The 13,162-nt window shown below is 71.0% G+C and carries 13 protein-coding genes; 5 read left to right on the forward strand and 8 right to left on the reverse strand.

The window, feature by feature from the left end; all coding sequences use genetic code 11:
- The first annotated feature begins 24 nt into the window (after positions 1–24).
- From M3C17_RS07875 to M3C17_RS07895, 5 genes are all read left to right on the forward strand, one after another.
- Positions 25–423: a cytidine deaminase gene (locus tag M3C17_RS07875; protein WP_136030366.1), complete on the forward strand. Its 399-nt coding sequence runs from the start codon at positions 25–27 to the stop codon at positions 421–423.
- Complete coding sequence (locus M3C17_RS07880) at positions 420–1,712, forward strand: thymidine phosphorylase (protein WP_259977095.1); 1,293 nt, start codon at positions 420–422, stop codon at positions 1,710–1,712. The genes M3C17_RS07875 and M3C17_RS07880 overlap by 4 nt, the downstream gene beginning before the upstream one ends.
- Before the next feature lie 48 nt (positions 1,713–1,760).
- Positions 1,761–2,876, forward strand: a complete 1,116-nt coding sequence (locus M3C17_RS07885; RefSeq protein WP_259977096.1) for an adenosine deaminase — start codon at positions 1,761–1,763, stop codon at positions 2,874–2,876.
- 80 nt (positions 2,877–2,956) lie between these two features.
- Positions 2,957–3,997: a polysaccharide deacetylase family protein gene (locus M3C17_RS07890; protein ID WP_259977097.1), complete on the forward strand. Its 1,041-nt coding sequence runs from the start codon at positions 2,957–2,959 to the stop codon at positions 3,995–3,997.
- A gap of 3 nt (positions 3,998–4,000) precedes the next feature.
- A complete protein-coding gene (locus M3C17_RS07895; protein WP_259977098.1) occupies positions 4,001–4,852 on the forward strand; it encodes a carbohydrate kinase family protein in 852 nt (283 codons plus the stop codon).
- A gap of 10 nt (positions 4,853–4,862) precedes the next feature.
- Here the strand turns inward: M3C17_RS07895 and M3C17_RS07900 are convergent, their stop codons facing one another.
- The 8 genes from M3C17_RS07900 to M3C17_RS07935 all read right to left on the reverse strand — a co-directional run.
- Positions 4,863–5,609: an alpha/beta hydrolase gene (locus M3C17_RS07900; protein ID WP_259977099.1), complete on the reverse strand. Its 747-nt coding sequence runs from the start codon at positions 5,607–5,609 to the stop codon at positions 4,863–4,865.
- Positions 5,610–5,619: 10 nt separating this feature from the next.
- Positions 5,620–6,612: an SDR family oxidoreductase gene (locus M3C17_RS07905; protein ID WP_259977100.1), complete on the reverse strand. Its 993-nt coding sequence runs from the start codon at positions 6,610–6,612 to the stop codon at positions 5,620–5,622.
- Positions 6,612–7,562, reverse strand: coding sequence for a bile acid:sodium symporter family protein (locus M3C17_RS07910; protein ID WP_259977101.1), 951 nt, complete (start codon positions 7,560–7,562; stop codon positions 6,612–6,614). Before M3C17_RS07910 ends, M3C17_RS07905 begins: the two co-directional genes overlap by 1 nt.
- Before the next feature lie 14 nt (positions 7,563–7,576).
- Complete coding sequence (locus tag M3C17_RS07915) at positions 7,577–8,869, reverse strand: NAD(P)/FAD-dependent oxidoreductase (protein ID WP_259977102.1); 1,293 nt, start codon at positions 8,867–8,869, stop codon at positions 7,577–7,579.
- 94 nt (positions 8,870–8,963) lie between these two features.
- Positions 8,964–10,121, reverse strand: coding sequence for a mannitol-1-phosphate 5-dehydrogenase (locus M3C17_RS07920; protein ID WP_259977103.1), 1,158 nt, complete (start codon positions 10,119–10,121; stop codon positions 8,964–8,966).
- Positions 10,118–10,552, reverse strand: a complete 435-nt coding sequence (locus M3C17_RS07925) for a PTS sugar transporter subunit IIA (protein ID WP_259977104.1) — start codon at positions 10,550–10,552, stop codon at positions 10,118–10,120. The genes M3C17_RS07920 and M3C17_RS07925 overlap by 4 nt, the downstream gene beginning before the upstream one ends.
- A complete protein-coding gene (locus M3C17_RS07930; RefSeq protein ID WP_259977105.1) occupies positions 10,549–12,186 on the reverse strand; it encodes a PTS mannitol transporter subunit IICB in 1,638 nt (545 codons plus the stop codon). Before M3C17_RS07930 ends, M3C17_RS07925 begins: the two co-directional genes overlap by 4 nt.
- Positions 12,183–13,162: putative PEP-binding protein (locus M3C17_RS07935; RefSeq protein ID WP_311198438.1), on the reverse strand; the 980-nt coding region annotated here is incomplete at its 5' end. The genes M3C17_RS07930 and M3C17_RS07935, both read right to left, overlap by 4 nt.

A 13,162-nucleotide genomic window follows, 5' to 3' on the forward strand; every position in this document is an offset into this window, starting at 1 on the left:
AGCAGGAAAGAGGGAACAACCGTCATGACGGACATCGACTGGGACGAGCTGCGTCAGGTCGCGGCCGACGCGATGACGAAGGCCTACGCGCCGTACTCGCGCTACCGGGTGGGGGCGGCCGCTCTCGTCAGCGACGGCCGGATCGTCGCGGGCTGCAACGTGGAGAACGCCTCCTACGGCGTGACGCTGTGCGCGGAGTGCGCGCTCGTCGGCGATCTGCACATGTCCGGCGGCGGACAGCTGGTCGCGTTCGTGTGCGTCAACAACGACGGGGACACCATCATGCCGTGCGGCCGCTGCCGCCAGCTGCTGTACGAGCACGCCGTGCCGGGGATGCTGCTGGAGACCGTCTCCGGCATCCGCACGATCGACGAGGTGCTGCCCGACGCGTTCGGGCCGCGCGACCTGGAGGACGCACGATGACCGTTGAGCCGTACGACGCGGTGGATGTGATCCGCGCCAAGCGCGATGGCGGGGTCGTCCCCGAGCCCGCGCTGCGCTGGATGGTCGACGCGTACACGCGCGGCTATGTCTCCGATGCGCAGATGGCGTCGTTCGCGATGGCCGTGTTCCAGCGCGGCATGGAGCGCGACGAGATCCGTGTGCTGACCGACGCCATGATCGCCTCCGGCGAGCGGATGAGCTTCGCCGCACTCGGCAAGCGCACGGTCGACAAGCACTCGACGGGAGGCGTCGGCGACAAGATCACCCTGCCGCTCGCGCCGCTCGTGGCCTCGTTCGGCGTCGCAGTACCCCAGCTCAGCGGGCGCGGGCTCGGTCACACCGGCGGCACGCTCGACAAGCTCGAGGCGATCCCCGGATGGAGGGCGGCGCTCAGCAACGAGGAGATGTTCGCGCAGATGCAGGGCGACGTGGGCGCGGTGATCTGCGCCGCCGGTTCCGGGCTGGCTCCCGCGGACAAGAAGCTGTACGCGCTGCGCGACGTCACGGGGACGGTGGAGGCGATCCCGCTGATCGCGTCCAGCATCATGTCGAAGAAGATCGCCGAGGGAACGGATGCCCTCGTGCTCGACGTGAAGTTCGGCTCCGGCGCCTTCATGCAGGACATCGACCGCGCCAGGGAGCTCGCGCGCACGATGGTGGCGCTCGGCACGGACTCGGGGGTCGCGACCACCGCGCTGCTGACCGACATGAACGTGCCGCTCGGCCTCGCCATCGGCAATGCGAACGAGGTCCGCGAGTCGGTGGAGATCCTCGCCGGCGGCGGTCCCGCGGACGTGCGCGCACTCACGGTCGCCCTCGCGAAGGAGATGCTCGCCCTCGCCGGACAGCCGGACGCCGACGTGGAGGCCGCACTCGACGACGGTCGTGCGATGGACAGCTGGAAGGCGATGATCCGCGCGCAGGACGGCGACCCGGACGCTCCGCTGCCCGTCGCCCGCGAGACGCACGTCGTCACCGCCCCGGCGGACGGTGTCATGACCCGCATGGACGCCCTGCCGTTCGGGATCGCCGCGTGGCGTCTCGGCGCCGGCCGAGCCAGGGCCGAGGACCCCGTCGTGCACGAGGCCGGCATCGACCTGCACGCCAAGCCGGGCGACCGCGTCACGAAGGGACAGCCGCTGTTCACGCTCTCCGCCGCCGACGAGGCGCGCTTCCCCCGGGCGATCGACGCGCTCGAAGACGCCTGGGAGCTGGGCGACACGGCCCCGGAAGCCGGTCCCATCGTCCGTGAGCGCATCACCGCGTGAACCGCGGGCGATAGCCTGAAGCGAACACCCGCGACCGAGAGGATCCCCATGTCGATCGATGCGAACGGCGACATCGCCATCCAGGGCATCTCCCTGCGGAGTCTGCCGAAGGTGTCGCTGCATGACCACCTCGACGGCGCGCTGCGGCCGGCCACGATCCTCGAGCTCGCCGACGCGATCGGCCTGGAGGTGCCGGAGAGCACGCCGGACGCGCTCGGCGCCTGGTTCGCGACGCAGAGCGACTCCGGCTCCCTGGTCGAATACCTGAAGACGTTCGACCTGACGACCGCCGTCATGCAGACGCGCGAGGGCCTCACGCGCGTCGCGCGGGAGTTCGTGCAGGACCTCGCCGCGGACGGCGTGATCTACGGCGAGGTGCGCTGGGCGCCCGAGCAGCACCAGGCGCGCGGTCTGTCGCTCGAAGAGGCGGTGGAAGCCGTGCAGCAGGGCATCGAGGAGGGCGAGGACGCCGCCGACCGCGACGGTCGCAGCATCCGCGTCGGCCAGCTCATCACGGCGATGCGGCACACCGACCGTGCCAGGGAGATCGCGGAGCTCGCGGTGGACTTCCGCGGCCGCGGCGCCGTGGGCTTCGACATCGCCGGGCCGGAGGACGGCTTCCCGCCGTCGAACCATCGTGAGGCGTTCGACTACCTCGCGGAGAACTTCTTCCCCGTGACCGTGCACGCCGGGGAGGCGGCCGGGATCGCCTCGATCCGCTCCGCGCTGCTGGACGGACGCGCCCTGCGGCTCGGCCACGGCGTGCGCATCGCGGAGGACCTGCAGGTCGTCACGCAGGAGGGCGACGAGGTGCAGGTGCGGTTCGGCGACCTCGCGCGCTGGGTGCGCGACCGGGAGATCCCGCTCGAGCTCTCTCCGTCGTCCAACCTGCAGACCGGCGCCATCGCCGCCTGGGGTGAGAATCTGGTCGACCACCCCTTCGACCTGCTCTATCAGCTCGGCTTCGCCGTCACCGTGAACGTCGACAACCGCACCATGAGCGCGACCTCGCTCACGCGCGAGCTGGCACTGCTGGTGGAGGCGTTCGAATACGACCTCGACGATCTGGAGACATTCCAGTTCAATGCCGCGGCGGCCGCGTTCCTCCCGGTGGAGGAACGCGAAGAGCTCGTGGAGATGATCTCCGAGGGATTCGACGCCTGATCGTGGCCTCCGGGGGGAGAAGAGGATCGTGGATCGCGGTCATCGCGACGGTCGTCGGGGTTCTGCTGGTCGGAGGAGGCGTGGCCGTGTACGCGCTGCTGACTCGCGCGCCGGCCGAGGCGCAGCCCGCACCGACGGCGTCGCCGAGCGCCGAGCCCACGCCGCCGCCGCCGCTCACGCCGGCCGAGCAGCTGATCGCGGACGCGGACAACCCGCTCGCGTGCGCCGTCTCGTTCACCGGGGAGGGCGCGCCGCTCGAGCCCCAGTTGCAGTGGCAGAACGCGCTCTACGCCGGCCTGCCGATCCCGTCCGTCGAGGGCAAGGTGTTCGCTGGCTGGTACCCGACCGCGGCCGACGCGGCGTCGTTCACCGCCGCCGCGCGGGTGAACGGCGCGGATCCCGTGGTGTGCACCGATCAGCAGATCGAGCTGTTCGCCGCGTGGAAGACGCCGGAGGAGAACGTCGCGGAGGGGACGAAGGTCCCGATCCTCATGTATCACCAGTTCACCGCCGACCCGAACGGCGAGAAGGGCTGGCTGCGCGGGAACTACGCCTTCATCGGGGACTTCGACGCGCAGATGAACCACATCGCGACGACCGGCTTCTATCTGCCGACGTGGGATGAGCTGAGCGCCTTCATCGACGGGCGGCTGTTCCTTCCGGCGCGATCGGTCATCATCACCGACGACGACGCGGACCAGACCTGGTTCGATCTGGCGGTTCCCGTCGTGGAGAAGTACGGGCTGCTGTCGACCTCGTTCATGATCACCGCCTACCGCACGGATCCGCCGCCGTCGATCTACGTGCTGCGGCGTTCGCACACGCATGACATGCATCAGGCGGGGGAGAACGGCAAGGGGCGCATGGTCAACTGGTCGGCCGAGCAGATCGCCGCGGATCTGAACACCTCGGGGGACCTGCTGGGCGTGCGCGAGGTCGTCGCGTATCCCTTCGGGCACTACAACGACACCGCCAAGCAGGGCGTCGCGATGGCGGGCTACGAGATGGCCCGCACGATCGAGCCGGGCTACGTCGGCATCGGGACGGACAAGCTCGCCCTTCCGGTCGTCCGCATCGACTACGGCATGGGGCTGGACGCCCTCGTGTCGCGCATCGGCTGACGCATGGCCTCCGTGTTCATCGCCGGCCCCGCGGCCTGGAACCGGATCGTGGTGCTGGATCGGCTGCCTGAGCCCGTGCCGCACATGCAGTTCGCGGAGGAGAGCTGGGAGACCGTCGGCGGCACGAGTGCGGGCAAGGCGCTGAGTCTGGCGGGCCTCGGCCGCTCCGTGCAGCTGCACGCCGAAGCAGGGCGGGACGAGGACGGACGACGCGTGCGGGACGCGCTGCACGCCGCCGGAGTCCCCGTCCGCTGGACGGACGGCGTGACCGAACGGCACCTGAACCTCATGACGCGCGAGGGCGAGCGCGTGTCGCTGTACCTCTCCACGCCCGTGGCCCGGTGGTACGACGACGACACGACCGTGCGTGCGGACATAGCCTCGGCGGATGCCGTGGTGCTCGACCTCGCGGCGGAGCCGCTGCGGATGCTGCCCCTCGCGCGCGAGAGCGGGACGCCGCTGTGGGTGGACGTGCACGACTACGACGGCGCCGCGGCCTACCACCAGCCTTTCCTGGCAGCGGCCGACGTGGTGTTCTGCAATGCGGACCGGCTGCGCGACCCCGTCGAGTTCCTGCGCAGTCGCCTCGCCGCCGGGGCGAGCCTGGCTGTGTGCACGCTCGGCGCCGAGGGCGCGGTGGCCGTGGCTGCGGACGGCACCGAGCTGCGCGTGCCCGCGGTGCCCACACAGGTCGTGGACACCAACGGAGCGGGCGATGCGTTCCTCGCGGGAGTGCTCGACGCGCAGTTGCGCGGGGCCGACCTCAGGGCGGCGCTCGAGGCGGGCGCCCGTGCGGCCTCGACGGTGCTCGGCACCCGGCACCTCCACCCGCTGCTGGACGCCGCCGGCGTGTGACCGGCGGCGCTCAGGGGACGAGGGTCTGCAGGAAGCCGTCCACCTCGTCCGTGACCTCCGCACGCATGTCCTCGTCGGAGATGCTCGGGGTGCCGTCTCCCGCCTGCGGACCGTAGTCGCCGAAAGAGGCATGTGAGGCGCCATCGATCTGCACGATCTTGGCATCGGCCGGAAGCTGTGGCCGCGCCTCCTCGATCTTCTCCGGGGTGGACAGGCCGTCCTCGCTGCCGGAGAGGCTGAGCACGGGGAGGTCGCTGTCCGAGAGGTCGTTCGCGCAGTACGACGCGAAGAGCACGAGGGCATCGGCGTCCGGCGCGAGCTGACACGCCCGCACCCCGCCCAGCGAATGGCCGCCGACCGCCCACGCGTCCACATCCGGCGCGGCCGAGGTGAACGAATCCAGTCCGCGCGGATCGAAGAACGCCAGGTTCAGCCAGGGGCGGGTGATCACCACGGTCACGCCGTCTTCGGCGAGCCCCTGCAGGAGCGCGGCGTAGCCCCACGGGTCGACTTTCGCACCGGGGATGAACACCAGACCGACGTCCGAGGCGCCGTCTGCCGGTTCCAGCACGATGCCCTCCGGCGCGTCCGTGACCGTGATGTCCGGATTGTCCCTGACCTCGGCGAGCGGCTCGGGCTCCGCGACCATCACGCCGATCTGACTCCACGCCACCACTCCGACCACGGCGAGGACGAGGACGAGTGCGACGCCCCAGAGGATGCGGGTCAGGATGCGACGGCGGGGCTTCTTCTGCACACCACCAACGCTACTCGCCGGACGTGCGACGGGAGTCCGCGCCGAGCGGAGCCGCGCTGCGGACCACCCCGGGGTGGGTGGCGACGTACTCCTCGAACGCCTGGCGTGACGTGCGCGCGGGTGTGAAGCCGAAGGCCTCGCGCAGCCGCGTGTTCGCGAGCACGGGACGGTAGCGCAGGAAGGGCACCTTCTCCGCCCCGTGCGGGGTGAGGCGCAGCAGGCGTCCGATGCGGAGTGCGGCGCTCAGCGCCCAGGCCGGCACGACGAGCTGGGGCTTGCCCAGACGGGCGGCGATCTGCTGCGCCGTCAGGCACCCGTCTCCGGCGACGTTGTACACGCCGGCCGGACCGGTCGTGGCGGCGCGTACCATCGCCGCAGCGACATCGTCCACCCATACGAACACGAAGGGGGAGTCGGACCCGGCGATGCGCAGGATCCGCCGACCGTCCCACAGCGCGGTGATCTGATTGCGCACGGTGGGACCGAGGATCGTGCCGATCCGGAAGACGACCTGCTCCAGCTCGGGGTGGACCCGCCGGTGATCGGCGAGCATCTCCTCCACGAGTCTCTTGTGGCGGGCGTAGGGGAAGGCATCGTTGCCGCGCAGCGGAGTGTCCTCATCGATCCACGCCGGGTTGTCCGCGTGATAGCCGTACGCGGCACCGGAGCTCGAGACGACGAGGCGCCGCACGCCGGCCTGCATACACGCCGCCAGGACGTTCGCGGTGCCTGTCACATCCACCCGGTACTCGGTGTCGACGTCACGGCCGGGATTCACGATCGCGGCGAGATGCACCACCGTGTCGATGCGGTGTGCGCGCAGCAGCGGGGCGATCGCCGGGGCGTCCGTCACGTCGAGCACCGCAGTGGTGACACCGTCCGCAGCCGCGGACGGCCGCACATCCGCGGCGACCACGAGCTCGACGTCCTCGCGCTGCGCGAGCGCCGCGGCCACATGCGAGCCGAGGAAACCGGCGCCGCCCGTGATCAGCACCCGCGCCATCAGGCGGCCTCGACGGGGGTGCGCCCGCTCGCGTCGCCCGTCGCCGCACCGGTCCGACGCCGCGTATGCCGCGCCCACAGGCCGGCGAGCACGAGTCCGGCGATGATGTCCCAGATGCCCCACCATCCCGCGACCACGGCCATACCTCCCAGGCCGTCGAAGAACAGGAACACGAGCCCGAGCCCGAGCCCGGCGTTCCGGATGCCGACCTCGAACGTCATGGCTTTCCGCTCTCGCGTGCCGAGGCCGCCGACCACCGCCGTGCCGTAGCCGAGCGCCAGCGCGACCGCGTCGTGAACGGCCACCACGAGCAGGATCACGCCGAGTACCTGCACGAACACGGCCCAGTTGCCCACGAGCGCCGCCACGATGAAGCCGAGCAGCGCGAGCAGGCTGAACCACTTCACGACAGGCTGCACACGAGCGCTGAGGCGCGGGGCCCTGGCGCGCAGCAGGAGTCCGAGCGCGAACGGCAGGCCGACGATCAGCAGGATCTCCAGGAGCATGCGCCACGGGTCGAGGGAGACATCGCGCAGCAGCGTGCGCGCGGTGGGGTGCAGTGACCCCCAGAACGTGATGCTCAGCGGCATCGCCACGATGTAGAGCAGATTGCCGACCGCCGTCAGCGACACGGACAACGCCACGTTGCCGCCCGCGCGGTGCGTGAGCACCTGGGAGATGTTGCCGGGCGGACAGCAGGCCACCAGGAGCATGCCGAGCGCCATGGACGGCGGCACCGGCAGGACGAGGGTGAGCAGGAAGGTCGCGACGGGCAGGAGCAGCAGCTGCGCCAGGAGGGCGATCGCGAACGGCTTCGGGTGCTTCGCGACGACGCGGAAGTCGCGTGGGGACGTGTCCAGCGCGATGCCGAACATGATGAGACCGAGCACCACGTTGAGGATCGTGAGCGTGCCGGGGGTGAAGGAGAGGACGACGTCATCGATGTTCACGGGTGCCGCCTTGTTCACGGTGCCGCCTCCAGCCCGGCCCTCTCGTGCCGCACGGCTCGGCGGTACGCGTCCTTGTTGACGTAGTACGACATGCGGTCGAGTCCGAGGTAGCGGTAGCCGCCCGTCACGTCGGGCCACGGATCCGCCGTCACCCTCGTGCGGAAGCGGGCGGCCCTCGCGGGGTCGTGCTCCCGGGCGTGCAGGTAGGAGGCGAGGAGCTCGGCCTGTTCGAAGCGGCCCTGCCAGCCGATGCCGGACGCCTCGATCATGCCCATCACGTACAGGCCGTTGAAGGACGCGGGGAACACGTTCAGGAAGAGCCGAGGGGAGGCCCCGCGCCAGTGCAGATGCTCCGCGTCGACGAAGGGGTAGTCGAGCCGGTAGCCGGTGGCGAGCAGCACGAGGTCGTAGTCGTCGGCGCTGCCGTCGCGGAAGCGCACGGCCGAGCCGTCGAAGCGGTCGACGTCGGCGCGGATGCGGAGGTCGCCCTGGCCGAGGTGGTTGAGGATCATCGTGTTCACGATCGGGTGCGACTCGTAGATCCGGTAGTCCGGTCGGGGGAACCCGAAGCGGACAGGATCGCCCGTGAAGGCCCGCAGCACCCGCGTGTCCACGGCCTGCTTGAGCCGCGCGGGGAGCGGACGGCCCTGGTTGAGCGTGTCGCTCGGCCGCCCGAACAGATACCGGGGCACGAAGTAGTAGCCACGCCGCACGCTCATGTCCACGGACGCGGCATGGTGCACGGCGTCCACGGCGATGTCGCACCCGGAGTTGCCCGCACCGATGATCAGCACACGCTTGCCGGCGAGCTGCCGCGGGGACTTGTACGCGCTCGTGTGCAGGACCTCCCCGTCGAAGATCCCGGCGAACGCGGGCACGTGCGGCTCGGCGAGCGTGCCGTTGGCGAGCACGACCCCCTGGTACCACCGCGTGCTCTCCCCATCCGGTCCGGACGAGGTGAGGTTCCAGCCGCCGTCGTGGGGTTCGAGCCGGGTGACGGTCGTGTCGAACCGGAACAGCGAAGTGAGGTCGAAGTGGTCGGCGTAGTCGCGGAAGTACTGGCGCAGCACGCGATGCCCGGGGTAGTCCACCGGGGTGCGCATCGGGAATTCCGCGAACTCGGTGGTCGTGCGCGAGGAGATCAGGTGCGCGGACTCGTACATGGTGCTGCGCGGGTTGCCGATGTCCCACAGCCCGCCGACCCCGTGCGACGCCTCGTATCCGTCCACCGTGATGCCGCGCTGCTGCAGCGCCCGGGCGGTGGCGAGCCCCGACGGGCCCGCGCCGATCACCGCATATCTGCTCATCCTGCTCCCCGCACGTCGCTGTGCTCGAAAAACGCCCCCGCGCACCGATGCTATCCGGTGGGCGGGGGCGCTTCGCGCAGGGCGCGGCGGAGCGTCAGCCGGACGCCAGACTCCGCTGCCGGGCGGCGACGGTGTCGCGGATCGACGGGAACAGGGGATGGTCGTCGGCGAGCCCCGTGGCCCGGGTGGTGAACGAAGCAGCGTCCTCCGTGCGCAGCAGCTCCTGCAGCTCCACCGACTGCTCGTCGGACGGCTCGTCGAAGTCCAGCGCCGCCGCGACCGCCGACACCAGGGCGGTGGTGGAGAGTCCGCGTTCGGCGGCGGTCGCCGCGGGGCCGATGAAGCGCTCGTGCCGGGAGATCTTGCGCAGCGGCTGCCGTCCGACCCGCTGCACCGTGTCGACCAGCGCGGGGTTGCGGAAGCGCTCCAGGATCGTGGCACGGTAGTCGGCGAGCTCCGCGGGGTCGAGGCCGTGCACGGCGACCAGCACGGCGGACGTCTCCTCCAGCGCCGCGGACACGCGTGCCGCGATGCCCTCGTCGGCCAGCGCGTCCGAGATGCGCTCGAACCCCGCCTGCGCGCCGAAGTACGCCGTCGCCGCGTGCCCCGTGTTGACCGTGAACAGCTTGCGCTCGATGTACGGCGCCAGGTCGTCCACGAAGTGCGCGCCGGGGAGGTGCGGCAGCGCGTCGCCGAACGGCCCGGCCTCGATGGCCCACTCGTAGTACGGCTCGACCGTGACGTCGACCCCCGCACCGGGCGGCTGCGCGGGGACGATGCGGTCCACCGCGGTGTTGGCGAACACCGCACGGGGCAGCAGGGCGTCCGCGTCGGCACCGGCGGCGGCCGCGACCTCCGCACGCAGCAGGTCGGTGGCGCCGATCGCGTTCTCGCACGCCATCACCTGCAGCGGCGGCGCATCCGGATCCCTCCGGGCCAGTCCGGCCACGATCGACGGTGCGACGAAGCGCAGCACCGTGGGGCCGACGGCTGTGGTGACGACGTCGGCCGTGGCGACCTCGGCGGCGACGGCGTCTGGGTCCGTGCGACTGTTCAGCGCCCGGAACCCGGTGACGACGTGATCGGTCCCCCCGGGGCCGGCTTCGTGCACGGTGTACGACTCGGCCGCATCGATCGCGTCGACGAGAGCGTCCGCGACATCCGAGAACACGAGCTCGTAGCCGCCCTCGTGCAGCAGCAGTCCGACGAATCCGCGCCCGATGTTGCCGGCCCCGAAGTGGACCGCCTTCATCCCTCGTTCACCTCCGCGAGCAGCGCGTACAGCTCCTCCGGGGTCTGCGCGGCGGCGAGCTTCGCCACGTCGTCCTCCTCGGAGAACAGGATCGCGATGCGGGAGAGGATCTCCAGGTGCTCGTCGCCCACACCGGCGATGCCGATCACGAAGGTCGCCCGCTCACCGTCCCAGTCGACACCGCCGTCGTAGCGCACCACGGAGAGGGCGGAGGCGAGGATCGCGTCCTTGGCCTCGTTGGTGCCGTGCGGGATCGCCAGGCCGTTGCCCATGAACGTCGACACGGTCTCCTCGCGGGCCCGCATGGCGTCGACGTAGGCCGGCGTGACCGCTCCGACGGAGACGAGGATGTCCGTCGCCTCCTGGAGCGCGTCGTCCCGTGTCGCTCCACCGGGGTGGATCCGCACCTGCGCGGGGGTGAGAACGCTCATTCTGTGTCCTTTCGCTGTTCCCTGACCATCTCGACGACCTCTTCGTACTTCGGCGAGTTCATGAAGTTGTCGACGGAGACGTGGATCGAGTCCGGCGACTTCGCCTGGGCACGCTCGGTCAGCTGCTGCTGCGTGATGACCAGGTCGGCCGTGCCGTCGAGGTTCGCGATCGCCGCGTTGGTCACGGTCACGCCGTCGATGCCGGCTTTCTTGATCTTGTTGCGCAGCACGCTCGCCCCCATGGCCGAGGAGCCCATGCCCGCGTCGCAGGCGAACACGATGGTGGAGATCGGCCGGTCGGCCACCGCCGTCGCCGGGGTGTCGGCCGTCGCAGCGGCCGCGGGTGCCGTAGCGGTCGAGGTGCGCAGCGCGTCCATCGCGGCGGACGACCTGCCCTTGTTCGCCTCGGTCTGCGCGATCGCGGCACCGAACGTGTCGGACTCCGCCTCCAGGTCGCGCTTGCGGGAGGCGCGGAGGATCACGGCTGTGATCAGGAAGGTGACCGCAGCCGCCAGGATCACCGACAGGTACACCACGAGCAGGTTCGCGACACCGGGGCCGATGGCGGCCGCGGTCACCGCGATGATGCTGCCCGGCGCGGCCGGGAACGCCAGCCCGCCGCCGAGGAGCATGTTGGTGGTGACGCCCGTGGCGCCGCCGGCGATGAGCGCCAGGATCGTGGCGGGCTTGCTCAGCGCGTACGGGAAGTAGATCTCGTGGATGCCGCCGAAGAACTGGATGATGGCAGCGCCGGGGGCGGAGGCCTTCGCGGCACCGACCCCGAAGAAGCTGAACGCCAGCAGCAGGCCGATGCCGGGGCCGGGGTTGGCCTCGATGAGGAACAGGATCGACTTGCCGGTCTCGGCGGCCTGCTCGATGCCGAGAGGCGTGAACACGCCGTGGTTGATGGCGTTGTTGAGGAAGAGCACCTTGGCCGGCTCGACGATGATCGACACCAGGGGCAGCAGGTTCAGGCCGACGAGCCAGTCGACGGCGGCACCCAGTGCCGCGCTGATGCCGAGCATGACGGGGCCGAAGGCGAAGAACCCGACGATCGCGAGGATCATGCCGAGGATGCCGGCGGAGAAGTTGTTGACGAGCATCTCGAAGCCGGGGCGGATCTTGCCGTCCCACAGCCGGTCCATCTGCTTGGTCAACCACGCGGCGATGGGGCCCATGATCATGGCGCCCAGGAACATCGGGATGTTCGTGCCCACGATCACGCCGACGGTCGCGATCGTCGCCACCACGCCACCGCGCTCGCCGTAGACCAGGCGGCCCGCGGTGTTGGCGATCAGCAGCGGCAGCAGGTACGTGACCATGGGGCCGACCAGGCCGACGTAGGCCATGATGTTGCCCGCATCGGTCTCCGCGAGCGCCGTGGTGGCACCCTGCCAGCCGATCACGGCAGAGTCGCCGCCGCCGCCGATGATCTCGGCGACGCCGGCCCAGTGCCAGCCGAACGGGCTGTCCGCGCCGAAGAAGCCCGCGGGGATGAAGAGCATCGTGATGAAGCCCCAGGCGATGAAGGCCGCGATATTCGGCATGATCATGCCGGAGAGGAAGGTGCCGAAGCGCTGGACGCCTACGCGCAGGCCTCCCGGTCTCGTGGCGGCGGGTGACGTCGTCGTCATGATGTCGTCTCTTTCTGGTGGTGGGGGAGCGCCGCGGCGAGAGTCGCCACGGCGGTTCGGGCGGAGGAGGCGTCGTCCGCGGCCAGGGCGGCTTCCGCGAGGCGGGCGGCCTCCTCGGCGGTGCGGGCGGACAGGGCGTGGCGCACGTCGGCGAGGGCCGAGGGCGCCATGGACAGGCTGGTGGCGCCGAGGCCGACCAGGACGACCGCCAGCAGCGGGTCCGCGGCGGCTTCACCGCAGATGCCGACCGGCTTGCCGAGCCGGGCGCCCGCGTCGCCGACCTCGCGCACGAGCCGCAGCACCGCGGGGTGCCACGGGTCCTGGAACGAGGCGACGGAGCCGAGCAGGCGGTCGGCGGCCATCGTGTACTGCGTGAGGTCGTTGGTGCCGATCGATGCGAAGTCGGCATGTGCGAGCACGCGGTCGGCGAGCAGCGCGCTCGCCGGGACCTCGACCATGACGCCGGCCGTCTTCAGGCCGTACTCGCGTGCCATGCCGGTGAAGTACGCCGTCTCCTCGACCGTGGCCACCATCGGTGCCATGACCCACAGGTCCGCGGAGGTCTCGGCGTCGGCCTCGGCGAGGGCCGTGAGCTGTTCGCGCAGGATGTCCTCGCTGGCCCGCAGCGCGCGCAGCCCGCGGAGTCCGAGGGCCGGATTCTCCTCGTGCGCATCGTTCAGGAAGGCCAGCGGCTTGTCGGCGCCCGCATCGAGCATCCGCACCACGACCTTCCGCCCGGGGAAGGCAGCCAGGAGCTCGCGGTAGGCCTCGCGCTGCTGGGCGACGGTGGGTGCCTGCGACGCGGAGAGGAACAGGAACTCGGTGCGGAACAGCCCGACGCCCTCGGCACCGCGAGCGACCGCGTCGGCGGCGTCCGCGGGCTTGCCCAGGTTCGCGAGCAGCGCGACCGGCGTGCCGTCGGCGAGGGCGCCGGGGGTGAGGGGCTCGTCGCCGGCCGTGCGGCGGGGGGGGGGGG

Source organism: Microbacterium sp. p3-SID336 (assembly GCF_025143365.1).
Classification (GTDB): domain Bacteria; phylum Actinomycetota; class Actinomycetes; order Actinomycetales; family Microbacteriaceae; genus Microbacterium.

Bases quoted from the DNA above. Each gene is read 5' to 3' on its own strand.
- M3C17_RS07905 (WP_259977100.1), bottom strand. From the start codon at position 6,612: ATGGCGCGGGTGCTGATCACGGGCGGCGCCGGTTTCCTCGGCTCGCAT.
- M3C17_RS07930 (WP_259977105.1), bottom strand. From the start codon at position 12,186: ATGACGACGACGTCACCCGCCGCCACGAGACCGGGAGGCCTGCGCGTA.
- M3C17_RS07880 (WP_259977095.1), top strand. From the start codon at position 420: ATGACCGTTGAGCCGTACGACGCGGTGGATGTGATCCGCGCCAAGCGC.
- M3C17_RS07875 (WP_136030366.1), top strand. From the start codon at position 25: ATGACGGACATCGACTGGGACGAGCTGCGTCAGGTCGCGGCCGACGCG.
- M3C17_RS07885 (WP_259977096.1), top strand. From the start codon at position 1,761: ATGTCGATCGATGCGAACGGCGACATCGCCATCCAGGGCATCTCCCTG.
- M3C17_RS07925 (WP_259977104.1), bottom strand. From the start codon at position 10,552: ATGAGCGTTCTCACCCCCGCGCAGGTGCGGATCCACCCCGGTGGAGCG.
- M3C17_RS07920 (WP_259977103.1), bottom strand. From the start codon at position 10,121: ATGAAGGCGGTCCACTTCGGGGCCGGCAACATCGGGCGCGGATTCGTC.
- M3C17_RS07895 (WP_259977098.1), top strand. From the start codon at position 4,001: ATGGCCTCCGTGTTCATCGCCGGCCCCGCGGCCTGGAACCGGATCGTG.
- M3C17_RS07915 (WP_259977102.1), bottom strand. From the start codon at position 8,869: ATGAGCAGATATGCGGTGATCGGCGCGGGCCCGTCGGGGCTCGCCACC.